Origin of the sequence: Telmatobacter sp. DSM 110680 (assembly GCF_039994875.1) — a bacterium.
Lineage (GTDB): Bacteria > Acidobacteriota > Terriglobia > Terriglobales > Acidobacteriaceae > Telmatobacter.
This window is the reverse complement of the sequence record NZ_CP121196.1, coordinates 5,257,926-5,283,089: the sequence shown is the minus strand read 5'-3', so window position 1 is coordinate 5,283,089 and position 25,164 is coordinate 5,257,926. Positions and strand designations below refer to the sequence as shown.

Below are 25,164 nucleotides of genomic sequence, written 5' to 3'. Positions count from 1 at the left end.
ATGGGAATGACGCCAAATATCGGGGTTGTGGGGGGCGGATACTGGGGCAAGAACCTGGTCCGCAATTTTTCCGAACTCGGGGCCTTACGCACGGTCTGCGATGGAAGCCCGGTGGTTGAGGCAAACATCAGGGCGAAGTACCCGGATGTAAGGTTCTGCCGCGACTACGCCGAGGTTCTCGACGACATAAATATTGAGGGCGTGGTGTTAGCCACTCCCGCAGTACTCCATTTCAAAATGGCGCAACAAGCTCTTTTGGCCGGCAAGGATGTTTTCGTTGAGAAGCCGCTGGCGCTCAACGTGGCGGAGGGCGAAGAGCTGCTTGAACTAGCTCGGGAAAACGGCCGCAAGCTGATGATCGGCCATATCCTTCAATATCATCCCGCCGTTCGAAAATTGAAAGAACTCATCGATAGTGGGAAGCTTGGCCGCGTCGAGTACATTTACTCAAATCGCCTCAACATGGGTAAGATCCGCTCGGAAGAGAATATCTTGTGGAGCTTCGCACCTCACGATATAAGCGTGATGCTGGGTCTCTTCGGAGAGGAGCCGGAATCGGTGACGTGCGAGGGCGGTTCCTACCTTAATCAGGATGTCGCTGACGTCACTCTGAGCCAGTTCACGTTTGCCAATGGCGTACGCGCGCACATCTTTGTCAGTTGGCTGCATCCGTTTAAAGAGCAGCGACTCGTAGTCGTCGGATCTGAAAAGATGGCGGTATTCGATGATACCGCTTCAGAAAAGCTCGTGCTCTACTCGCACCGAGTCGAGTGGAAAGAACGGGTGCCGACGGCTGTCAAGGCGGAAGGTGAATCGGTCGCCATAGATTCAGCCGAGCCGTTGAAGCTCGAGTGCAAGGAGTTTCTCGATTGCATTTCCTCCCGCCGCGATGCGCTGACTGACGGCATGGAAGGCTTGCGCGTCCTGCGCGTACTGAACGCATGCCAGCAATCCCTGGATGGACATAAATCTATTGTCCTGCGAACGTCGGCCGAGCCACAAAAGAAGAAATACTTTGTGCACCCGACCGCAGTCATCGACGAGCCATGCGAGATCGGACATGGAACCAAAATCTGGCATTATTCTCACGTTCTCAAGGGGGCCAAAATTGGTGCCGGCTGCATCTTCGGTCAGAATTGCCAGATCGCCGAGAACGTCTTGGTCGGCGACAACGTAAAAGTGCAGAACAATGTTTCTATCTATGCGGGAACAACCATTGAAGATGATGTCTTCCTCGGACCTTCCTGCGTGCTCACCAACGTTACTAATCCTCGTTCGCAGGTTAATCGTCACGCTCTGTATGAGCAAACGATAATCCGCCGCGGCTCTACTGTCGGCGCAAATGCAACCATCGTTTGCGGAATCGAACTGGGTCGGTACAGCTTCATCGGCGCAGGCGCAGTGGTGGCAAGATCCGTACCCGACTACGCTCTAATGGTTGGCAATCCAGCCCGGCAGATTGGTTGGATGAGCCGCCATGGCCATCGCCTCGCCCACCCTGACTCGAAGGGCATCATGCTTTGCCCAGAGAGCGGATTGCGTTACAAGGAGGTCGCTCCGGGGATCATGCGCTGCCTCGATCTCGACGAGAACTCTCCGTTGCCTGAGGGCCTTCGGACCGGAACCCTCACATACGATGAATTCAAATCCAAAATAGCTGTTCAGGAAAGCGTCTTATGAAAGTTCCATTGCTCGATCTTAAAGGACAATTCGGCACGCTCCGTAATGAAATTCTCTCTGCTGTCACTGAGGTTCTTGAGTCGCAAATCTGTATCGGCGGCCCGAAGGTTGCCGATCTTGAGAAGGAGATCGCTGCGATTAGTGACTGCAAGTTCAGTGTTGGTGTTTCCAGTGGCACAGATGCATTGCTGTGCAGTTTGATGGCGATAGGCATCGGGTCCGGTGACGAAGTCATTACCACACCCTTCACATTTTTTGCCACTGCAGGCTGCATCTCTCGCCTCGGTGCGAAGCCTGTGTTCGTGGATATCGATCCACAAACCTACAACATCGATCCCCAGCTTATTGAATCAGCGATTACCGAGCGAACTCGAGCCATCATTCCTGTGCACCTGTATGGTCAGATGTGCGACATGGATCCGATTATGGAAATCGCAAACCGGCATGGCTTGTTTGTGATCGAGGATGCAGCGCAGTCCATTACGGCGACGTACAAGGGCCGAAAGGCCGGTAGCATTGGCACCGTCGGTTGCTTCAGCTTTTTCCCCAGCAAGAATCTCGGCGCCGCTGGCGATGCTGGAATGATTGTCACGAATGACCCAGCATTGGCCGAGCGCATGGCGCTCATGCGAAGCCACGGATCAAAACCGAAGTACTACCATAAATTTGTTGGGGGAAACTTTCGCCTGGATCCGATCCAGGCCGCAATTCTTCTCGTGAAGCTTCCTCATCTCAACCAATGGTCGGAAGCTAGACGTTGCCATGCGCGCTATTACGATGAGCAATTGGCCGGTCTTCCTCTCGAAACCCCCTTTGTTGATCCCACCTGCTATACGATCTACAACCAGTACGTTGTGCGCGTGTCGAAGCGCGATGAACTGGTCGCTCATCTTCGAGCACTTGGCATTGGAACAGAGATCTATTATCCGCTGCCAATGTCCCGGCAGGAGTGCTTCCAGCCCGTCGTCCCTTGCTCCACCGAGTGGCCGCAAGCCGATCGTGCGAGCTCAGAGGTATTGGCTCTTCCGATCTATCCGGAACTCACACGGGAAATGCAGGACTACGTGATCACCTCCATACGATCGTTCTTCGGCGGAGACTCGACGAATGCACGGCTCGAGGCGGCTCAATCCCAGCTTGTGTAGCCAATTCACAACCGTAAACAATCAACTCCCCTCACCTGAGTCCGCTAGATGATACGACGCAATATCGTCGCCAATGCGATAGCCCGTGGCTGGAGTGCTGCCTCGGCTTATCTCTTTATACCGATCTATCTGCGGTTCCTGGGCATTGAAGCCTATGGGCTGGTGGGATTCTACGCGACATTGGTGGCGGTCCTCGCCTTCGCGGACATGGGATTCACGGCCACTCTCAGCCGGGAAATGGCACGACTTTCCGTTCGTAAAGAAACTGCTGCGGAAATGGGAACCATGCTGCGGACTTACGAGGTGCTCTATTTGTGCATCTCGGGAGCGGTAGCGGTGATCATGTGGTTTTCCGGCCCGTTGATTGCGCAACATTGGCTTCATTCCAAGACCCTGCCGATTTCAGAGGTAACGCGGGCAATTCAGCTTATGGGTGTGGCCATCGCGTTTCAGTTGCCCGCTGGCCTCTACACCGGCGGCTTAATCGGATTGCAGCGTCAGGTTTTGTCAAGCGGCTTGTTAATCGTTTGGGGGGCGTCACGAGGATTTGGATCGATACTCGTCCTCTGGCTTTGCGCACCCACAATCATCGCCTTTTCCACGTGGCAACTGATTTCCAATATTCTGTGCTGCGCTCTTATTCGCTGGGTTCTTTGGCGAGTTGTTATGCGCGTCAGCGGCACGACCGGAAGCCATTTCGATTGGGCTATGCTTCGACGGACATGGCGGTACGCGATCGGTATGGCTGGCTCCGCAGTTCTTTTAACGCTCCTCACCCAGGCGGATAAAGCTGCCGTCAGCAAGTTGCTCACGCTCGACATTCTTGGCTACTACAGCATCGCGGGAGCCTTGGGCGCTGCTCCCAGCATGCTGACCGCAGCCATTGCTGTCGCTATCTTTCCGCGCTTGGCGGGGTTGGCAGAAACCGGCGATCAAGATAACTTCCAACGGGTTTATCACCGCGCTTGCCAATTGGTCATAGTCCTGGCGGTTTCTGGAGGTCTGACCCTGGCGGTATACGCGCCGCAGTTCATTCGCGATTGGACTGGCTCGGCCATTACGGCGCAACGCGCAGGATTGACTGCATCTCTCCTGGTCATCGGGCAGTTGATGCAGGTCATCATGGTTGTTCCATCTTACCTTCCTCTAGCATATGGAAATGTTCGCTTGAACCTGCAACTTGGAATCTGCTCGATTGTGATTGTCATCCCATTGTTGATTGTTCTCATCGAGCGATATGGGATCGTGGGAGCGGGAATTGCGTGGGTGATTATGAACTACAGCGTGGTTTTGCCCTATACGCTTATAGCGCATCGTCGCTTTCTGCCAGGCCACTTTCAGAGGTGGCTATCCAGAGATATCGCATTGCCGCTCGTGAGTGCGGGCGTCGGATTAACCCTTTGGCGCTGGCTCGTTCCCATCCCGGATTCCCGCCTTGTGTCTTTGGCGATCATCGCCTTGGCTTGGTGCGTCTCAGCAGGATGTGCTGCATGTGTAAGTTCTGAGCTGCGCACGATATTGCGGCCGCAGTTCCGTTGGTCGCTTGGGAATGTTAGTCCTCTGTCTAATCGCTAGGGGTCAAGGCGCCCGCTGAGACCCGACCGAGGGTACTTTGAGGTGCAACCAGTCAGGCAGCGGATTTTATGAAAGGCAGATAACATCCTGTTTTCTATGAATCAGTTCGGCTTCAACTAAGCATGAGCAAAATGGAAACGGGTTCTGTCGTGGGCCGTACCTCTCAGTTGAGTCCTGGGCGAAGAATTCGTGTGGTTCAGGTGGTTCCAACGCTCAATTGTGGTGGTGCCGAACGAGTTTGTGTCGAGGTCGCCCGCGGTCTCGACCGTTCACGCTTCGAAGTCACAGTGCTGACCTTGGAACCACTGGCTGACACTCGCCTTGAGCGCGACCTCCAGAACTCAGGAGTAAAAATCCATGCTTTAGATAAGCGTCCTGGGCCGGACGCTCGAATGTATCCGCGCTCTTTCCGCGCTCTAGGACACTATCGACCCGACATTCTGCATACGCATCTCTATGTTTTGCCTTATATTGCACCGGCTGAATGGTTGTATAAAGTTCCTTCCTTACACACGATCCATAACCTCGCCGAGAAGGACGCGACTGGGTTTGTTCGCGTGGCTAATTCACTCGCGTTTCGTATGGGCACCATTCCAGTCGGAATTTCGCCGCGAGTGGCAGAGAGTGTTCATCGCCTCTATCATTCGAGAAGGATTCCATTGATTCCAAATGGTATCGACGTAAAACCCTTTCGCGGGGCGCAAGACGTCAGAGCGCGCTGGCGATCAAGAAATGGATATTCGCAACAGGATTTTCTCATTGCATCCGTGGGTAGGCTTGATCCGCAAAAGAACTATTCCCAACTCATATCTGCGTGCGCAGAGCTGAGAAGAGGACACAGAAGTGTGAAGCTGATCATTGCCGGCGAAGGTCAATGTCGAAATGACCTCCAGAAAATAATCGATGAGTTCGCACTGGATGACACCGTGCGCTTGGCAGGGGAACGCTCAGATGTCGTCGACATGCTGCTCGCGTCCGACCTGTACATCTCGACATCTCTCTGGGAAGGCAATCCATTGAGTGTGATGGAGGCCATGGCGGCGGGGCTTGCAGTGATTGCATCGTCGGTCGGGGGAATTCCGGACCTAATTGACGACGGTATCAACGGAATACTTATTCCCTGCCTGGACCATAAGATCCTGCTGCGTTCCGTCGGCGAGGTTATCAACTCCGCTGATTTGCGGCGCCGACTTGGTGAGGCTGCTCGTGAGAAAGCGTTTGATCGGATGGATGTAAGTGGAATGATCTGCGCCTATGGAAAACTCTATGAGGAACTTGCAGTAGCGCGGTCTATTTGAATGCATCGCATCACGGGACGAGGTGGTTATCGCACGAAGCGAACAAACTGCTCCCCAAAAGTATCGAGATTATAGGAGTGGCGCATGACGAGTATATCGATCCGTGAATATGTAAACGCCTTAAAACGTGAGGGAAAAAATATACCTCAGGATGAATCCGGAACGTATTGGAGGCGCGGGGAAGGTGGATACTTGGTGCGGATGCCGGTTTTTGACCTGTCGGCCCCCGATCCAGCGCGCATTAATCGTCTCCTCAGGAGCGATCACGCGCCGATGATAAGCTACGTCATCGAACCAAGCGAAGAACATCCCGCGAATGCCAAACTCTACATCTGCCGCGATCAGTCGTATAACATGGATAAGCTCGCAAAAAAGGTTAGATTCTCTATTAAAAAGTCCAGTGTTCTGCGCTTCGAATGGTTGAGCAAAGAGATCTTCCTCGCGAATGGACTTCCCGCATTTCGCGATTCGTGTAAGAGAAATGGATTGGCGGATGGAACATCCGAAGTCTTTCAGCAAAAGTTCCGGACGTGGTTCAATAATCCAGCAAACGGGGTCATTGGAGCTTGGAAGGATGACAATCTAATTGCGTATTATTCGACCACGGCAGTGGACGATTGGGTGGAAATTGGCGGAGAGTCTACAAACGAAGGACTCGTGTTCAATCCCAACAACGGACTCGTCGACCGCCTGCTTACGGAGTTTTTGGTTGAACGCAAGTTCCGCGTCGTGAGTTATGGCCTTAGCTCGATTCAAGAGTCCTCCAATGCGGAGGGCCTTCACCACTTCAAAGTCAAGGTCGGCTTTGAGGCTATTCCTGTACGACGAGTCTTCGTTCCTCATCCTTATCTGCGCCCGCTCATCAACCGATTCTCGCTGGCCCTGGGGCATCGCGCTCTGCGGATTTTCCCTGGAAGCCGGGGGCTGAGAAAGGGCTGTGGTGTTCTTTCACGATTGGTGCAAACATCGCCATCGCCAGGTTAGGCAAATCTGGATGGAAAACACTTCTTTGCAAGGCCCGGTGAATGCCTGACTCCGACCATTGGATTCTCGGACGTTGAGGACATCGCCCAGATTCATGCCCGCGCGTTTCCACACACACTGCTAACTACCAGTGCTTTTCAGACTGCTGTCTTTGCTCAGGATTCACCCAGCTTGCGACCAAGTGTTTTGTACATTACAGCGAATTGGCCCTTCCGCTCCGGAAGCGAGGTCTTCTTTGTCCCCGAACTCAAGGCGTTGCGTAATGCGGGTATCGAACTGCGAATCGTGCCGAGGGATGTGCCCCGCCTCCAGGTGATGCATGACGTACCGGACGGCCTGGTGCCCTGTATTCACAGCGAGCCTCTATTTTCGGCCCGTGTCCTATGGACTGCATTGGTTGAGACTATACGCAATCCGCTCCGACTGAGCCGGACTCTTGGGATGTTGTTTTCCTCCCTGGATCTTCATCTGCTTCTAAACCTCGCAGTGATCCCTAAGGCTCTGTGGCTTTCGAGATTTTCTCGGCGACATGGTGTAACGCACCTGCATGCACAATGGGGTGGCACCACGGCCACCATGGCCATGATTGCCTCTTGCATGACCGATATCCCGTGGAGCGTTACGTATCACCGAAATGACATTGAACGCGCGAACCTACTCGCTTTGAAGGTGCGGAATGCATCCTTTGTACGCTTCATTTCAGAGGCTGGATTGGCGATGGCCAAGAAGAACACCGGTCTGTCCCATATCGACAAAGCCCGCGTAATTCACCTCGGCATAGAAATACCACCCCCACAGCCGATTCAAGAGCGTTCCAGGCTAACGATTCCAGTGATCTGCTGTGCTGCTAGTCTCATTCCTCTCAAGGGACACACAGTCCTTCTCGATGCGCTCGCCCGTGTAAAGTTGCGTAATCCGGATTTCCAGCTACTTATAGCTGGCGACGGAGAGTTGAGGGGCGCCTTGGAGACTCGGTGCAGAGAATTGGGTCTATCTGAATCGGTTCGTTTCCTTGGCAATGTAAGTCGTACTCAGTTGCTTTCGGGATACTCCAAGAATGAGGTAGATATCTTCGTGCTTGCAAGCTACGTAGAAGGAATACCAGTCTCCGCGATGGAGGCATCCGCCTATGGGATTCCGTCTATTGTCAGCGACGTGGGTGGTGTTAAGGAGTTATTGGGTAATGGAGCAGGCATTCTCGTTCCTCCCGGCGATACCGTCGCGCTGGCCGAAGCTCTTGAATGTCTGATGATTGATCCCGAAGTGCGCCACAAGTTCGGAAGTTCGGCGCGAGAGCGCGTTGAACAGGATTTTAATGCACGGCGAACGGTAGGCCGATTCTTAGAGTTGGTGATGAAACACAGCCTTGAATCTCGACAGCGAGAACGCAGTGTCGGCCCGCAATCTGAAAATGCTACGGTCTCAGTTACAAGCAAGGGCTAACTACACGATGAATATTTTACTAATCAATCACTATGCTGGCTCTCCTCGACACGGCATGGAATACCGGCCGTTCTATATGTCGCGGGAATGGGTAAGGCTGGGACACCATGTTACGATCATTGCATCTTCATTCTCCCATGTTCGAACGCATCAGCCCAGTGTGAACTCCTGGAAGACTGAGGAGGTTCTTGAGGGAATCAATTATATTTGGCTCAAAGCGCCTCAATATACTGGAAACGGCGCACGCCGCATTCTCAACATGCTCGTCTTTGTTCTGCAACTTTTGCGATTGCGAGGACGAATCCGCCGGCGCGAAAAACCCGATGTAGTAATTGCCTCTTCCACCTACCCGCTCGACATCTTCCCGGCGTTCCTCCTTGCCCGCGGCTCAAAGTGCCGGCTTGTGTTTGAGGTTCACGATCTGTGGCCGTTGAGTCCGATGAAACTCGGTGGATTTTCAAAATGGCACCCTTTCATTATGGCGATGCAGTTTGCGGAAGATTTTGCGTATCGCAGAGCAGACACGGTCGTATCCATGTTGCCCTGCGCCCGTCCGTATATGAAGTCGCGAGGCCTTGATGAGCAGAACTTTGTCTACGTACCTAATGGAGTATTGATCTGTGATGAAGAGCCAACTGGCGTGGATTCGGAAAATCCTTACGTACTCGCGCTTAGGAAATTGCGAGAAGAAGGTCGCTTCTTGATTCTTTATGCCGGCGCTCATGGCGTGGCAAACGCACTCGACTCGTTCCTTGATGCAGCTCAACTTCTATCAGATTGTCCGGTGACGTTTGTGCTCATAGGTCAGGGACCGGAAAAAGAGAATCTTCAGAGAAAATGCGCCAGTCTCAATCTGTCGAACGTCGCGTTTCTCTCGAGCATAACGCGCGCTAGCATCATTGAAGTTCTGCGCGAGGCTGATGTTTTGTACATATCCCTACAGCGAAACCCGCTGTTTCGGTTTGGCATTAGTCCCAATAAGCTTTTCGACTATATGCTCGCGGGACGGCCGATCATTCAGGCAATCGACGCCGGCAATGACATCGTAGGCGAAAGCGGATGCGGCCTGACCATTGCTCCAGAAGATCCACAAGCCCTGGTCTGCGCGATCCAACATTTCATGGCTATGGGTGAAATGGAACGCCAAAGCCTCGGAGAGAACGGACGGAGCTATGTAAGGAGTCGTCACGACTACCGGAAACTCGCCGAACTATTTCCGCTCGCAGCCAATTCGATCAGGCCGCTTGCCTTCCGCGGATAAGTCCTATGACTAAAGCTACTAAGATCGTGACAATCGTTGGCGCTCGTCCTCAGTTTGTAAAGGCTGCGGTGGTCTCACAGGCTCTCAAACGCCCTGGTGTGTTCGAGGAAATCATTGTTCATACTGGTCAGCACTACGACGAGAACCTATCCGACATTTTCTTTGCGGAGCTCGGGATACCAGATCCTGCCTATCATTTGGGGGTGGGCTCTGGCACTCACGCGGTCCAAACCGCAAAGATGCTCGAAGCCATTGAAGGTTTGTTAATACGAGAGAATCCACAGATCGTTCTTATTTATGGAGACACAAATTCGACACTCGCAGGAGCCTTGGCTGCCGCTAAGCTCCGGATCCCCGTAGCGCATGTGGAGGCCGGCCTTCGCTCGCAAAATCGCGATATGCCCGAAGAAATCAACCGCATCGTAGCTGATCATTTATCAGCCATTCTATTTGCGCCTACAACGGGAGCGGTCGAACAACTTCAAAAGGAAGGTATATCGCCGACGAATATCTGCCTCGTAGGCGATGTCATGTACGATGCGGCTTTAACTTACGGAAGCAGATCCGATGCAGTCAGCGGAGTTATCGAAACGTTATCTCTAAAAAGGTCTGAATACGTACTCTGTACGGTGCACCGCGCAGAGAACACCGACGATGAATCGCGTCTTCGAGCAATTATCGACGTGCTAAATAAGGTGGCGAGGGAGCTTCCTGTGATTCTTCCTCTTCATCCGCGCACATTGAGTGCTTTGAAACGTATCGGATTAGACGGTTCCGTTGGGGAAGGAATCCGTCTCCTTTCTCCTTTGGGATACCTCGATATGATCGCTGTTCAAAAGAATGCGGCGATCATTATTACCGATTCTGGCGGCGTACAAAAGGAAGCCTTTTTCTATCGTGTCCCGTGCGTTACTTTGCGCAATGAGACGGAGTGGCAGGAACTAGTTGACCTGGGTTGGAATCGGCTGGCGAATCTTAATGATGTTGCGGGATCAGTCCGCACCATCCTCGAGTCCATCGGTCGATCTGGAATCCAGGATGTTCAACCCTATGGGCGGGGAGACGCTGCCGACAAGATAGTCAGGATACTCTCGCAGAGAATTAGCAGTCGAGTCTGCGTATCTAAGTGACATTGTTTCGGACGGTATTCGAACTAAGGAAAGTGTGGGGATAGCATCTTGGCTCAATTGACGAATCAATCCGTTTTCTTACCCTTTGCGCTACCAGATATCGGAGAAGAGGAGATCGACGAGGTCGTTGACTCTCTGCGCTCAGGATGGATTACCACAGGCCCAAAGACAAAGCGCTTTGAGCAATCGTTTGCGGAATTTCTGGGGGGCGATGTCCAGGCAATCGCAGTCAATTCGGCAACGGCAGGCCTACACCTCGCGGTAGAAGCTCTGGGTATCGGTCCCGGAGACGAGGTCATCACGACGGTTCATACCTTTACAGCCACGGCGGAGATTATCCGTTATATGGGGGCCGATCCGGTATTTGTCGATATTGATCCAAACACCTACTGTATTGATCCGGAGAAAGTTCGCAAGGCAATTACCGCCAAGACCAAGGCGATCATTCCTGTGCACTACGCTGGCTTGGCTGCTCCGATGGATGAGATTCTGCAATTAGGCGCAGATTACGGGTTGGCCATCGTGGAGGATGCGGCACACGCTATCCCTACCACTCATCGTGGCAGGCTCATTGGTTCATTGCCAAGTGATGTAACGGTCTTCAGTTTTTATGCCACCAAACCGCTTGCTACGGGTGAAGGGGGAATGGTCGTGACTCGAAACCCCGATATCGCAAAGCGCTGCCGTGTTATGCGTCTGCACGGCATAGATCGTGATGCATTCGACCGGTATACATCCAAGCGACCCTCGTGGTATTACGAGGTCGTCGCTCCGGGGTTCAAGTACAACATGACAGATTTGGCGGCAGCGCTAGGCATTCAGCAGTTGAAGAAGGCTCTCAGATTCCAGAAAAGTCGCGAGCGCATCGCGGCACGATACCTCGAGGCATTTTCTGAACTTCCCCTCCGTCTCCCCCCTCTTCCCACCAATGGCGATATGCACTCCTGGCACTTGTTTCCCGTGCAACTTGATGACTCGGCTCTGGTTGATAGAGATGAATTCATCGCGCGCATGGCTGAGCATGCAATCGGCTGCAGTGTCCATTACCGGCCCCTTCACCTTCATCCCTATTGGCGCGATACCTATTCTCTAAAGCCAGAGCAATTCCCTTGCGCTACGCGCATCTGTGAACGCTTGGTGAGTCTGCCAATCTACTCCAGGATGACCGAAGAGGATCAGAGCCGAGTGATCGGATCTGTCCGCGAGATTCTTTCATGATCGCTAAGCGCATGCTCGATGTCCTGGTCTCATTGATCACATTGATTGCAGGAATACCGTTGTTTTTGTTTGTAGCAATCTGGATTAAGATCGATTCGCCAGGACCTATTTTCTTTTCTCAAACTCGGGTTGGAAGGTACGGAAAGCTTTTCCGCATTCATAAATTTCGCTCGATGGCGGTCGGTGCGGAATCTGTTGGGCCTCTCATCACCGCTGATCGGGATGAACGCGTGACCCGTTGTGGACATTTTCTTCGACGCACTAAGCTAGACGAACTACCTCAAATGTTCGACGTGCTTGTCGGGAATATGAGCCTTGTAGGAGCCCGCCCAGAAGTTCCGAAATACGTAGTTCTTTATCCCGACGATATAAGAGAAGAGATATTGTCGCTTAGACCGGGAATTACAGGCTATGCGGCACTTGCTTACCGACGGGAAAGCGAACTTCTGTCCCAATCGGTGGATCCCGAAAAGATGTACACAGACGAGGTTCTTCCCGCAAAGTTGAAATATTACTGCGAATATGTTCGCCAGAGAACGCTTTGGATAGATATATCGATCATTTTCAGAACATTGATGGCGGTATGCGGATCAGACGACGACGTTCGTTCAGCTCAGTATGAAAACGAGTCGCTAACCGACACTAAGAGAGAAACAATGGGAACCCAACTCAGATAGGTGTCGTCGGATCGAGGTAACACTGCATAGCGCTTAGCGTGATTGTGAAAATTGGAGTCTCCGTCCGGCAACAATTGTGACGACAGCTGTGATTCAGTTGCATTCTGCCGCGAACCCCGCCACTGTTGGTGGGGTTTATTATTTGTGAGCCCGGCCGGACGCACTGGCCCATTCGCTTTCAAGAGGTTTCCCGGGTCAAGGGCGCCTGCAAGAGGGCAGCTATTTTCGACATACCTCAACCGTCGATCAATCATTTGGCAGGAATGGCATAAATATCGATTCCGGTGCGCGTGAGGACGGCAAGCTGGCCGGCTCCCGAAGATATGGCGTAGTCTCCCACGCTCGGGGACGGATCTTTGACATGCACGCTGAATATTCGTTTGCCATCTTGCGAATGATAGATGTCCAATCTTGCGCTCTGCAGTTCGGCGGGATGGAAGGTCTCGCCCGGCAGGATCGGCTCATCCGCCTCGAAAATTCGAATTACAAATGCCCGAGATTCGGACTCGCCGCTAGCGCCGTGGCCTAGTTCCTGCAAGAGGGATTGCCCATTCAGCACAAAGGATCCATTGGGACGGAGAATACGGTAGTCGCGCGCCCCATTTGCAATGCTGCACGTGACCAGGAGCAGCAGGTCGGGATCAAAACTGGAGACTGCTGGGGTACAGGTAGAAGCAAACTTCGCCAGAATCTGCCTCTGGTCTTCCCATGTTCGCAGTTCCAACTGGTATCGCTTCCCGGAGAAGCCACCGGGAACGGACTGAAGGAAGAGCTTCACTTGTCCTTCATTGAGAAGTGTCGGTGGCAAGCGGTTCGATGTAGAAGTTGTGGTCGCGATTGTCTCAAAGCGTTCATTGAGAATCAGAACTTGCACGTCCTCTTCAGGATCCTCGCCGAGACTATTGCGTAGCTTGGCACGTAGTTCAGGAGCGTAGCGTTCCTGCGTTATCCCCACCGCAAATGTCTTCCCGTCAGGCGATATGCGAACGAAGGCAAGATCGCCGCTTATCGCAAAGCGGGACTCGGCCTTCAAATCTTTCCCGCATAGGCGCAATTCATTGCCCACATGCAGTAGAACTCGATTGCGGGGTAGAGCCCATAGGAACTGTCGATTATCGGAGAGGCGCCAGTCGACGCTGCGTGTAATTTTGTGGCTTGATACATCGATCAGTGCGGCGCGAACAACTCGAACGGCTGCGCTGGATCCCGCGCCTCCGCGGGGAATGAGCGTGTGTGGATTGAAGGCGATGAGTAGCTGTGAGGGTCCCAGGTAGGCGATAGCTTCGTCTTGAACGGGACCGACGATTTCCTGGCGGAGACGCGGTGCGAACCCCTCGACATCAACGTGGATGCCGGTCCCTTGAGCGCCGATGCCAGCTTCATGCGCCGATGAGACCAGGCTACAAGTAGGAGGAGCACAGGCGTCCCAACTCGGTGTGACCAGCTGGCCGGGTTCCGCAGGTTGTGTTCTAACGACGAGTCCAGTGGGATTATTTCCTGCTTCAATCGGTTTCGCTAGACCCGTTAGATGAGGACGTGAAGAAGAATAGGGATTCAGCACGAGCAGGAGTCGCGTATTCACGTTAAGTTCTACGTCGTGTCCACTGCGCCAAAGAACAGAGTTGTTTTCAGCTCCCGTGCCTGGGGTTAGTTTTAGACCTCGAATGCCCAGTACGGACCCTGATGCGAGGCTCGGAACGGCAGGGAAGCGATGAACATTCAGAAGCAGCGGATCGACCTGCTGATCGAAAGAGCGAAGTCTTCCTGTCCCACTGGAAGCTCCGACGGTAGTCGGAAGATCAGTGGTCACCGATCCGAGTTCCGTATCCTCGGGTGCGGCGACGGCTGCAAGAACGAGCGTTAACGACCCCAGTTCGCTTCTGCCGCACTGGGCTTTTTGAAACGCAAGGGCAATTTCCGATTTGCTCACCCGGGAGGAATGAGGGACTACGCTTCGTACTTCCGCTTCGAGCGTGGCTCCTTTGTGAAGCGTGCAACCGGGTCCGAGCCAATCGACCACTACACGCGCGTAAACAGAGGATCCCGTTTTGAGAGTATGCGCGTTAATATGCGAAAGCAGTTCCGCTTCGACGGGCACCACGACTGCAGCAGAAGGAAGCGGAGTCTCGCCAGCAGCGTTGAACGCGCCGAAGGATGCGATGCAAATAACCAGGATAAAACGAAACAGCATGGGAGCTTTACTCGGACGCGATTGTAACTCGAAACGATTCCGTTGCACATGAGCCGATCGGGCATATCCCGTCACGAGGTGCGATCAAAATCTGTAGTATGGGATGACGATGCCATCGGCCAGTTTGATCAAACTTCAAAGGCTATCTTGTCGGTCTTCGGACATCGTCAGGAATCGCATCTACGAGTGAATTGGTCAAAACGTATACTTGCAGGGCGAACTTAAGAGGATGCATTGACGCGGTTTCTATTCGTGTTGGTATTGGCGGTTGCGACAAACGCATATTTCCCGACCGCACAGGATAAGCCCGCTTCCGGTGACAATCAATTGCAGCGAGCTGATCAGTTGGTGCAGGCGCATCAGTTGGAGAAGGCCAGCGAACTGCTTACGGAGATCCTCGAGAAGGACCCTGACAATGAAACCGCGATCATCAAACTTGGACAGATCCAGCTTGCTCTTGGACTCTATGAAGACGCACTCAAATCCTTTGAGAGTATTCTGACGAACAAACCTCACGTGCAAGATGCTCGCGACGGAGAAGTCAAGGCCGCCGAAGCCAATGCACTTGCCGATCAAAAGGCAGGAATCGATGGAAGCGCCCTTATGTGCCTGATCAGGGCGCGGAAGTTTGTGCCGGACTCTCCGCAATTATTACTGGATTTCGGTATGCAGGCTGAGCGGATGCGGATCTATCGCGACGCGGACGAGGCGCTGACCAAAGCTCATGAGCTGGCTCCCCAAGACGTGAAGATTCTTTATGCCTTGTCCCACGTGCAATTGGATGAGCAGAAAATGCCGGAGGCTGAGGCGAATCTGCGCGCGTACCTGGCGCAACGGCCACAGGATGCCACCGCCCATTACGGACTCGGTCACTTGCTGCATGTGCTGTTGAAAGAAGATGAGGCGAGGGTTGAGTTGGAGCGATCCATTGCACTGCAGCCTCGCCAAAGCGCTTCCTACTATGAACTAGGAGAGATTGCGCTCGAACAAAATCACGATGACGATGCCAGACGCGAATATATGAAGACGCTAGAGATGGCTCCCCATCATGGCGGAGCATTGACGGGCCTGGGAGTTCTTGAATTTCGAGCCAAAGATTACATAACAGCGGAAAAGTACCTGAAAAGTGCGATTCAGTATGCGGCCGAGTACCCCCGGGCGCATCACTACTACTCGCTTGTGCTCATGCGGCTGGGTAGAACCGATGAAGCAAAACGTGAGTCGGAGCTAGCGACCGAGCTGGACAAGCAGGAGACAAAGGCAAGCCACGGGAACGCGATGACCTTGGTGCAATAGAATTGCTCACGGTTATCACGAAACAGATTGAGAAAGCGATCAGATCCAATGAGAACCTCAGGCAGAAACATAGTAAAAAGTGCAATCGGGCGATTGGCTCTGTTGACGATTCTGCTTGAAATTCCTATTGCCTGCGGCCATAAGCCTCCGCCTACGATCGTTGTCATTACACCGACGGGGGGACTGGAGTTCTGGGAAAACTTCGATCACGCTGTACGAGCCGACGCGGGCGCGGTGGGACTTCGCACTGAGCTGGCTGCACCGCAATCCGTTACCGACTACACCGAGCAGGCTCAGATGGTCGAGAACGCAATCTCCAGGCACGTGCAGGGAATCATCGTCTCTCCGGCTCACCAACTTGTTTTGACATCGGTTTTGCAAAAAGCTGTCAACGCAAAAATTCCGGTCGTCATCGTCGGTACGCCTATCGCCCTTCCGGCAAAGGATTTCGCAGCTTTTATCGGATGGAATGAAGCAGAGGCGGGAAGGCTAGCGGCCAGAAAATTCATCTCGTTGCTTGGCGGCAAAGGCGAGGTTGGCGTAATTGGAGTGAGTCCGACCGTCGAAGGCAGCTCTCTCATCGAGAAGGCATTTGCCGACGAAATTGCCCGCGCCCCGCGCGTAAAACTTGTCGGCGTGAAGTACGGCCTGTCTGATTGGGCGCGAGGGCATCAGGCCGTTCTGGACTTGCTCGCCGAGCACCCTGAGATCAAGGGAATCTTTACCACGGACGAGTTCTCAACGCACGCCGCCGCCTATGCATTTGATCGCAAATCACGAAAACGCCCGCTGCTCATAGGGGTTTCCGATGAGCTGAACGAGATTGAGGGATTGCGGGTTGGCAGAACAGATGCGTTGATCGTCAGCGATCCCCGGGAGCTAGGGACGCGGGCCATGCAGGCAATGCGCGCCGCGCTGGCTGGTTCCGATGCCAGCACTTACTCCACACAACTGCCCGTAACCCTTGTCGACAGGCAGACCATGGTCAACGATGCAACCGTGACTATGCTTGTGAAAGGCCCTGCATAGGACTCGCGCATTGCACTGACGGTAGCGTCGCCACCATCAGCGGTTCGTAATCTTCACATTGCGCCACGAAGCCTGCGCGTAGAAAGATCGCAGGCCTGCCACCCCGCTCGTCATGCATTGTTTGTCTTCAAACTGAAGACTTGTCGGTTCTCGTCCATCCTGGGGAGAAACTGTTACGGTCAGCGTGCATCCCTGCGCCAGAAGTTCGAGCCGGTACCACGAGCCAATTGCAACCGGCGTTTTCAGGTTCGCAATTGCAAGTTGATGCCAGTCGTACGAGGCGCGACCGAGAACCACCGTCTGTTCTTCCGGCCGAACACCCGCATAATAACCTTCGTAGGAGTCCACACCCTGCTCTGGATCGGTCGTACGGATAACCAGACCGGCATCGCCATAATGCGTTTCGGGAAACAAAAGGTCGAAGCGGACATCCGCGGAGATGGAATAGTTAGACCCCTGTGAATGCTGAGCGATCAACATATCGCCGCGGCCGTAGTTTGAATTCGATAGAACCCCGGCATTCTCATTCCATCGGCCGCTGATCGACTGCCAACCAGCCATACTTTCATATCGTGTAGTCTTCGCTTGCTCGGAGTGCATTCGATATGCAGCGAGCAGGCACACCGCCAAAATGAGGCAAGTGGCAACAGAGATAACAGCAATTCGTGCATTTCTCGAAAGCTTCTGCATGTGTGGCACAGAGTATATTGAGTTTTTGCCGAGAATTCCAATGTTCGCGCGCGCTCACATGACCACCGTTCGCTCCATTCTTGCCGCTTTTGTGCTATGCCTCGCATGGTGCGCCGGTTTGCCGATGGCACTTGCTGCGGTAAGTCCGGAGCGCCACGACCCGTCGCGATTGCAGTCGATCGAATCAGCTATTCAAGCTGCCGGCTTCTCACCGAGCGCCGAGCACGTGGTGATTCGTGGCATCGTTACTTCAAGCCGCCACGGGATCGTCATCGAAGACCGAACGGGTGCCATCGAAGTAAAACCCATTGCGACGGAGCATATTTCGCTTGGAGATGAAGTCGAGGTTACAGGGAAGATCTCTCTACAACCCGAGCCGCAAATCCAGCAGGCAGAGATGCGCAGGTTATGGGGCGGTTCCATGCCGCTGCCGCTTTCCATTACCCCCGACCAGGCTGCTGACGGGGAAAATGAGCTCTTTCTTGTACAGACAGTTGCCGAATTGGTAGATTTTGGACCTGCCGGGCTCACTGGGTTACGCCTCAACCTTCGCGGAGGGCACCAGAATTTCTCCGCCGTCCTGCCAAGTGACAATCCTGATGAAGAACTATCAGCCAAGTCATTGCAGCCGGGAGCAATCCTGCGCATCACCGGAATTCTTGTCGTCAATCATGGCCTGAATACGAGCCATGGCGACGCGTTTTCGCTCCAACTGCGCGCGCCGGAAGACATTGAACTCGTTGAACCTCCATCGTGGTGGACGAGGGCGCACGTGCTGTTGCTCGCGGGAATCGCCGCACTGCTTTTCTCCCTGGGAATTATCGCCTATAACCACATCCGCCATTCACGCTATCGCGCCGTAGCAGAGGAAAGGGCCAACATCGCTCGTGATCTTCACGACACGCTGGCGCAGGGATATGCTGGAATTACGCTGCAGCTTGAGGCTGCGCAGCAAATGATTAACCGCGATCCGGAGCGAGCCGCGGCTTTGCTAAACGAAGCATTGCAATTGGTGCGACACAGTCGCGATGAATCGCATCTTTCCATTGACATTCTTCGATCGCTTTCCCGTAACGACCGGCTCGATGTGCTGGTTGCGCGCTGCGTACAGCAACTACGATCAAGCTCCGACACCATCATCGAGCAGCAGGTGACGGGAGACGCATCCGTGCTGTCCTATAACATGGTCAATAATCTTTTCAGGATCGTTCAGGAAGCGCTCTCCAACGCTGTGCATCATGCCAGGGCCGCTAAGATCGTGGTTCGTGTCTGCTATCAGCAGCGCGGGGTTCTTCTCGAAATTCAAGATGATGGAAAGGGTTTCGATCCGCAGCGCATTCCGGGGCCCGAGGACGGCCACTTCGGTATTGTAGGAATGCGCGAGCGATGCGCCGCCATCAATGCCCATTTCCAACTTGAATCGGCAGCCGATGGAACTCTGGTTAGGGTGAAAGCAGAAGCATGAACAAAGACGCAACAACGATGAAAGCGCGCACAACTGGCGCCGGTCCTGCAACCAAAACGATTCGTGTGCTGGTAGCCGACGATCACCTCGTATATCGAATCGGCATCCGCAATCTGCTCGCGTCGGAACCCGGCTTCGAGGTCATTGGCGAAGCAGCCGACGGAAATCAGGCTGTTGAAGTGTATCGTCGCCTTCGACCGGATGTGCTGCTACTGGATCTACGCATGCCGCAAAAGAGTGGCATCGAGGTGGTCCGTACTGTCCGCGCGGAGTTCAGCGATGCACGCATCTTGATAGTAACGAGCTACCAGACCGAAGAAGAGATCTTTCAGGTGCTGCAAGCCGGGGCTCTTGGTTACGTCATCAAGGATGTAGGCAGGGAGATGCTGGTGCAGGCAATCAAGGCTGTTTACTCGGGAACACGCTGGCTCGCGCCGTCGATCCGCAAGCAATTTGATGATCGCGCACTCCGCCAGCAACTGACGGCAAGGGAAGTGGAGATTCTCAAACTACTGGCGAGAGGCCTCACTAATCGTGAGATCGCCAATGTTTACGGTATTTCTGCCAGCACGGTGAAAAACCACCTGAACAACGTGATGACCAAGTTGGAAGTTGCGGACCGCACCGAGGCGGTAAGCTTCTGCCTGAGTCGCGGCATCGTCGATCTCGACGAAATGTAGCGACATCGACATCGGTATCGTTCGCGACACGCGAATGCCGTCACGCAATCGGATAAATCTACACCTGGCCAATCTGACTGTCAATAGGCTTACACGCCCAAGACGTCGCGACATTTCGCGCCTATGCTGGTGCGAATTTGGGGCTGCCCTATTTCCGTGCTCTCTACGGCAACGGTGTGTTGTGAGGATGAAGTTCCTTACGACACGGCAAGATACTCAAATGCGATTTGTTTTGGAGGCAAGAATGAAGAAATACGCACAGGTGTGGATCTCTTTCACAGTTTGCTTGATGATCCTGCTCCTCGGGACAGTTACGCGGGGACAGTCGGTACACGGAACGCTGGCAGGTACCGTAGCGGATTCAACAGGCGCTGTGATCGGAGACGCGAAAGTAGATATCGTCAACACGCGCACGGCAGCTACCTACACTGCGTCTACCACATCCGCGGGTTTTTTCCGATTTGAGGATGTTGCGCTCGGCGAGTACGTAGTGACTGTGACAGCCAAGGGATTCAAAACCTCCGTCACCAAGGGCGTACTGGTCCAGATCGGTACAGTTTCCTCCGTGGCCGTTACACTGCAGCCTGGCGCAGTTTCTGAAGAGGTAACCGTCACCAGCGAAGGATTATCGCTTGAGACGCAGTCATCCGATGTAGGCGGCGTCATCAGCGAGAAACAAATCGTGGAACTTCCTCTCGCTCTTGGCGGCGTTGGCGCCATGCGCGCCAATGAGGCATTCGTCTTTCTGCAGCCTGCGACAACTGGTCCCGGCGCTGCCAACAGCAACAACGGCATCTTCCTGTCGAAGGTAGCCGGAGGGCAGAACTACGGCAACGAAGTTTTGATCGACGGCGCCAGTCAGCAGCGCAGCGAAAACGGCTCGTCCTACGATGAAGAAGCACCCTCTGTCGAAGCGCTGGCCGAATTTCGGGTTACAACATCTCTGCCTGAAGCTGAATATGGCCGCACGACCGGCGGCGTTGAAGACTTCGTTACCAAGAGCGGCTCCAATGTATTCCATGGAACCGGTTACGAAATCTATCGCGACACGTCACTCGATGCCAATACCTACTTCAACAAGGGCTGGCGCGCATACTACTGCGGCGGAGCCAACGATACGCCATCGTGCCGCGCAGGATGGAATACTCCTCCCGATCACAAGCACGACTTCGGCGGAACATTTGGCGGCCCCATCTGGATTCCCAAGCTGTATCACGGGCGCGACAAGAGCTTCTTCTTCTTCTCATGGGAGCAGCTGAAATATGTCCATGGTGGAACCGTTACCAGCACCATTCCAACGCTTGCGGAGCGCACCGGCGACTTCTCTGATCGGTTGACCAATGACCGGATCGGAACCAATCCTTGCGATGGCACGCCAATCTATGCCGGCGAGATCTTCGATCCCGCAACCACCAAGACTGTCATGCTGCCGGGCGGGGGCACCGCGGAATGCCGCACTGCATTTGGCGGCAATGCGACTCCAACAAATATGATTCCGAGCGGTCGGCTCAGCAAGGTTGCTCAGAACCTTGTTGCCTACTACCCGCAACCTACCAATAGCGGCGTCTTCAATAACTACTCACAGAACTCGATCTCCCCGATCACCAACACGACGTACACCGTCCGCATCGATCAGAACCTGAGCGAGAAGACGAAACTTTGGGGATCGTACAGCACCCGTGAGAACGATCTGTTCACCGGCAATCTCGCGACTCTGCCTTCACCAGTAAGTACGCAAGGCTGGTGGCAGGACTTCACCACCCATTTTTTCCGCGTTGGCGTTGACTATTCTCCGAAGCCGAATCTGCTGAATTACTTCGTTCTCGGAACAAACCGTAGCAACAGCAAAAACTACTCGCAAGCTGTCAACCTGGGCAAAGACTGGTCAAGTATCGTAGGCCTCAGTAACACCGGCGGCAAAAACTTCCCTCTGATCAACACGGGAGATGCACCGATCGGACTAGGCTTTGGAAACAACGGCGATAACGTTGACAATGGTATTCGTCTCAACGATGCCCTGGTTTGGACGCATGGACGGCACAACGTCAAAATCGGCGGCGACGTGCGCTTCCAGCAATACTCACCTATCAACGGCAGAAACGAGTACATCAACTTCAGCTCGAACGAAACCGGCGGCGCCATCGGCCAAGGCGGCGGGTTGGGCTTCGCCAGCATGATGCTTGGAGAAGCCGACAATGGCGGCACCAATGTGGTCTTGAAGGGGCAGCGCTGGACCTCGTGGTACTACGCGATGTTCGCGCAGGACGACTTCAAAATCACTCCGACTCTAACCTTGAATATCGGGCTGCGCTACGACGTCGACGTACCTCGCACTGAGGCTCACCACAACACCTCGAACTTCAGCCCCACGGCAATCGACACCGAATACAACATTCCCGGGGCCTTGGTCTTCGGAGACAAATGCACCAAGTGCAACACCCGCTGGGCCAACACCTGGTACAAGGACTTTGGTCCCCGCATAGGCTTTGCGTGGTCCCCCGAATTCCTACATCAGAAGACGGTTGTCCGCGGCGGCTCAGGCATTATCTACGGACCGCTTGTGTACGACGACTTTGGTGGTGGCACAGTCACTGGCTACACAGCTAATCCAAATGCTCCCAGCCATAACGGATTCGATCCCTCTTTCGAGATCGATAACGGTATGCCTGCCTTCACACCGCCGCCGGATGAAGATCCCGGATATTACAACGGATCGTATCTGCCGGGCTCCTACATCACTCCGAGCGCCGGCCGACCCGCGACAGTCTACAACTGGACGCTCGAAGTGCAGCACCAGATCGCTGAAGATCTGCTGGCGACTGTTGGCTACATCGGCAACCACTCCACAAATCTCGAATCGAACCTACTCAACCCGAACAACATGCCGAGCAAGTATTTCTCGCTCGGCAACGCCCTCTATCAACCGTTCATCAACAACACCGCCGGCGTTGCACTCCCGTTCCCGCAATTCCTCCAGAACTGGGGCGGCAATCCGGCACTGCAATCGGCATTGCGTCCGTTCCCGCAGTACGACTTCATCGATCAGGGTTGCTGCCTTGAAAACGTAGGTATGTCAAGCTTCAACGCCTTGGTGGCATCGATCCAACGTCACTTCCATCAGGGTCTGAACCTGCAGGGCTCTTACACTTGGGGCAAGACGTTTACCGATGCTGACAGCGCGCTGCCCAACTCTGGTGTCGGCGTTTCGCAGGATATGGATGTCGAAGACCTGCACAAAGAGAAAGCCATCTCTGCTATGGATATTCGGCACACCTTTGTTGTCAGTGCCTTGTATGAACTGCCGTTTGGTAAAGGAAAAACTTTTCTGAACCACGGAATCATGGCGCAGATTGCGGGCGGATGGGAACTAGGAACGATTGAACGCATGCAATCCGGGCAGCCGTTATCTTTCGGTTGCGCATGGGGTATTCCAGGATTCCAAAATTGTATTCGGTTCAGCCACGTGCCAGGGGCATCGCTCAAAAGCGCGGTCTACAAGAAGGGTGCCAGCCACATAAAACCATTCGTTGTTGTCCCACCGAACGGCTCACTCGATCCAAACACCAACACGATGTTCAACCTTGAATACAACGACGTAACACGTCCCGGATCTCCGGTAGGGAATGACCCAATTGCCTTCTACGATGTCAATAACAACTACAACCGCGACTGCACGGCAGCTACGCTTGCCAATTGCAATGGCGGCCCAGACCTGCCCTATTCGTTCCCAACCGGCCTGCCGCGTACGACGAGCGAGGTGCGAACCCCGCCCTACTTCAATAACGACTTAAGCCTTATCAAGAAGTTCCCGCTTTGGGAGACGTATACCCTGAGCGTCAAAGCAGAGTTCCTGAATTCTTTCAACCAGCACACGTTCAATATTCCGGATCTGCAGCCCTATGATTACGGCACATTCGGCCTGCCGGGTGGTACTGTCAACACGCCACGCAACGTTCAGCTAACCGCGCGCTTCACGTTCTAGCTCGAAGGCGCTCATCAACGCTCTCCCGGGGATATAGGTGTTCCCTATATCCCCGCTTTTTTAGCTAGTGTCTGTTTGCATCCAGATACCAACTACCGGTCTTGATCCAGAGCGTCGTATCCTTTGTTCGAAATGGAATTTGAATGGAATGACGGGGACAATTTCGAATGAGAATATGCAGCGCTCTTCTAATGGTCGGCTTTCTGCTTGGACTTCCGCGCGGTGTAGGTCAAACCGAATCGCGGCCGGATGGCCAGTCCGCCGATGATGCTCTCCGCTTGGGATCAGAAGCTATCCGCGCGGGACGAACAGCCGACGCGGAGAAGTACTTCCAGGCTGCGGTCAAAGCAAATCCAGAAAACCCCGAAGCTCTGATGGGACTCGGCGTGGCGGAGCTTCGCCTCGGCAAACCAGAGGCCGCGTCCGACTTTCTCAGTCGCGCAGTTGCACGCAATTCATCGATCCAGGGCGCGAACTTGTTCCTTGGTATCGCCTATGCGCAGATGCACCAAGTCGATCAATGCGTCGCCGCACTGAAGCGTGAAGTCGAACTCGATCCCAAAAACGCGCAAGCTTACATGTGGATGGGAGTCGTCGAGTTGCAGGATGGACACCCAGAGAAAGCCACAGAGCCTCTTGACCGTGCTGCAGAACTCGCGCCGGACGACCTCAACATCCTTGAGTATCGCGGGCAGGCCCACAACGATGTTGCATTTGCCAGCTACGCGCGCATGGCCGTCATCGATCCAAACTCGTGGCATGTGCATCGGGTACAAGGACAGATTTATTCCCGGCAGAGTCAGCACAAGGAAGCGATTGCGGAGTTTCAGGAAGCCATCAAGCAAATGCCCAACAACTCCGACCTGTACGAAGAACTGGGCAGCGAATACCGCAAGTCAAGCGAACTCGACCTTGCGCAGCAGGCCTACAGCAAAGAACTGGAGTTGAGCCCCAACAATCCAGTCGCGATGTACAACCTCGCCAAGATAGATATTGAGACCAATCGCGGAGACGAGGGCCTGCAACTGCTCCAGAAGGTCGTATCCATCTACAAGGATTTTCCCGCTACCTACTTCTATCTCGGCCTGGGTGAGTTTGACGCCGGCAAGCCCAAAGAGGCACTCGTCGCGCTGGAAAAAGCACGAGACATGCACCCCGAGCCGGAACTGGCGCCGCGTGTGCAATACGAACTCTCGCGCGTCTATCGCAAACTCGGCAGGATTGAAGATTCGAATCGCGCTATCCACGAATACACGCGATTGAAGGCACAGAATTCAAAGTTGAATCCGGCGGTCTTGTCTGCAATTTCCGCAGGATTTGGAACGGCTACAGTACCGTCTTCCGACGTTAAAGGAAAGAATTGACGCTCTGTTTCACGCCCCGCGCTAAAGGGTGACGAGCAGAGCACATCGGACACCAG

Annotated in this window: 18 protein-coding genes; 16 read left to right on the top strand and 2 right to left on the bottom strand. The window is 53.9% G+C overall.

The features are described 5' to 3' along the window. Positions 1-6: 6 nt before the first annotated feature. The 10 genes from P8935_RS21730 (at position 7) to P8935_RS21685 (ending at position 12,411) form a co-directional block, all read left to right on the top strand. Positions 7-1,680 carry a Gfo/Idh/MocA family oxidoreductase gene (locus P8935_RS21730; RefSeq protein WP_348262405.1) on the top strand — a complete coding sequence of 558 codons (1,674 nt, stop codon included), beginning with the start codon at positions 7-9 and terminating at the stop codon, positions 1,678-1,680. Then, entirely contained in the window at positions 1,677-2,825 is a 1,149-nt protein-coding gene (locus P8935_RS21725; RefSeq protein ID WP_348262404.1) for a DegT/DnrJ/EryC1/StrS family aminotransferase, read from the top strand. The genes P8935_RS21730 and P8935_RS21725 overlap by 4 nt, the downstream gene beginning before the upstream one ends. Before the next feature lie 48 nt (positions 2,826-2,873). Further along, the gene (locus P8935_RS21720) at positions 2,874-4,400 is read left to right on the top strand and encodes an oligosaccharide flippase family protein (protein ID WP_348262403.1); all 1,527 of its coding nucleotides are present in this window, start codon (positions 2,874-2,876) and stop codon (positions 4,398-4,400) included. Positions 4,401-4,591: 191 nt separating this feature from the next. After that, a complete protein-coding gene (locus P8935_RS21715; RefSeq protein WP_348262402.1) occupies positions 4,592-5,698 on the top strand; it encodes a glycosyltransferase in 1,107 nt (368 codons plus the stop codon). A gap of 84 nt (positions 5,699-5,782) precedes the next feature. Beyond that, positions 5,783-6,682, top strand: coding sequence for a hypothetical protein (locus tag P8935_RS21710; RefSeq protein ID WP_348262401.1), 900 nt, complete (start codon positions 5,783-5,785; stop codon positions 6,680-6,682). Between the two features lie 171 nt (positions 6,683-6,853). Beyond that, on the top strand, positions 6,854-8,125 hold the full coding sequence (locus P8935_RS21705; protein ID WP_348262400.1) for a glycosyltransferase: 1,272 nt from the start codon (positions 6,854-6,856) through the stop codon (positions 8,123-8,125). Beyond that, a complete protein-coding gene (locus P8935_RS21700; protein ID WP_348262399.1) occupies positions 8,049-9,386 on the top strand; it encodes a glycosyltransferase family 4 protein in 1,338 nt (445 codons plus the stop codon). The genes P8935_RS21705 and P8935_RS21700 overlap by 77 nt, the downstream gene beginning before the upstream one ends. Positions 9,387-9,391: 5 nt before the next feature. Further along, entirely contained in the window at positions 9,392-10,516 is a 1,125-nt protein-coding gene (wecB, locus tag P8935_RS21695; RefSeq protein WP_348262398.1) for a UDP-N-acetylglucosamine 2-epimerase (non-hydrolyzing), read from the top strand. Positions 10,517-10,564: 48 nt separating this feature from the next. After that, entirely contained in the window at positions 10,565-11,734 is a 1,170-nt protein-coding gene (locus P8935_RS21690) for a DegT/DnrJ/EryC1/StrS family aminotransferase (RefSeq protein ID WP_348262397.1), read from the top strand. Then, complete coding sequence (locus tag P8935_RS21685) at positions 11,731-12,411, top strand: sugar transferase (RefSeq protein ID WP_348262396.1); 681 nt, start codon at positions 11,731-11,733, stop codon at positions 12,409-12,411. The genes P8935_RS21690 and P8935_RS21685 overlap by 4 nt, the downstream gene beginning before the upstream one ends. Positions 12,412-12,661: 250 nt before the next feature. Here the strand turns inward: P8935_RS21685 and P8935_RS21680 are convergent, their stop codons facing one another. After that, positions 12,662-14,602, bottom strand: a complete 1,941-nt coding sequence (locus P8935_RS21680; RefSeq protein ID WP_348262395.1) for a hypothetical protein — start codon at positions 14,600-14,602, stop codon at positions 12,662-12,664. 234 nt (positions 14,603-14,836) lie between these two features. Between P8935_RS21680 and P8935_RS21675 the strand changes: the two genes are divergently transcribed. Next, complete coding sequence (locus P8935_RS21675; RefSeq protein WP_348262394.1) at positions 14,837-15,898, top strand: tetratricopeptide repeat protein; 1,062 nt, start codon at positions 14,837-14,839, stop codon at positions 15,896-15,898. Positions 15,899-16,000: 102 nt separating this feature from the next. Beyond that, positions 16,001-16,927 carry a substrate-binding domain-containing protein gene (locus tag P8935_RS21670; RefSeq protein WP_348262393.1) on the top strand — a complete coding sequence of 309 codons (927 nt, stop codon included), beginning with the start codon at positions 16,001-16,003 and terminating at the stop codon, positions 16,925-16,927. 36 nt (positions 16,928-16,963) lie between these two features. Here the strand turns inward: P8935_RS21670 and P8935_RS21665 are convergent, their stop codons facing one another. Continuing rightward, on the bottom strand, positions 16,964-17,488 hold the full coding sequence (locus P8935_RS21665) for a family 16 glycoside hydrolase (RefSeq protein WP_348262392.1): 525 nt from the start codon (positions 17,486-17,488) through the stop codon (positions 16,964-16,966). A gap of 169 nt (positions 17,489-17,657) precedes the next feature. Between P8935_RS21665 and P8935_RS21660 the strand changes: the two genes are divergently transcribed. The 4 genes from P8935_RS21660 to P8935_RS21645 all read left to right on the top strand — a co-directional run bounded on the left by P8935_RS21660 (position 17,658) and on the right by P8935_RS21645 (position 25,108). Next, positions 17,658-19,082 (top strand): histidine kinase, encoded by a 1,425-nt coding sequence (locus P8935_RS21660; protein WP_348262391.1) that lies wholly within the window; start codon positions 17,658-17,660, stop codon positions 19,080-19,082. Continuing rightward, on the top strand, positions 19,079-19,762 hold the full coding sequence (locus P8935_RS21655; protein ID WP_348262390.1) for a response regulator transcription factor: 684 nt from the start codon (positions 19,079-19,081) through the stop codon (positions 19,760-19,762). Before P8935_RS21660 ends, P8935_RS21655 begins: the two co-directional genes overlap by 4 nt. Positions 19,763-20,006: 244 nt before the next feature. Next, positions 20,007-23,744 (top strand): TonB-dependent receptor, encoded by a 3,738-nt coding sequence (locus tag P8935_RS21650; protein ID WP_348262389.1) that lies wholly within the window; start codon positions 20,007-20,009, stop codon positions 23,742-23,744. Positions 23,745-23,911: 167 nt separating this feature from the next. Then, entirely contained in the window at positions 23,912-25,108 is a 1,197-nt protein-coding gene (locus P8935_RS21645; RefSeq protein WP_348262388.1) for a tetratricopeptide repeat protein, read from the top strand. The last annotated feature ends 56 nt before the right edge of the window (positions 25,109-25,164 follow it).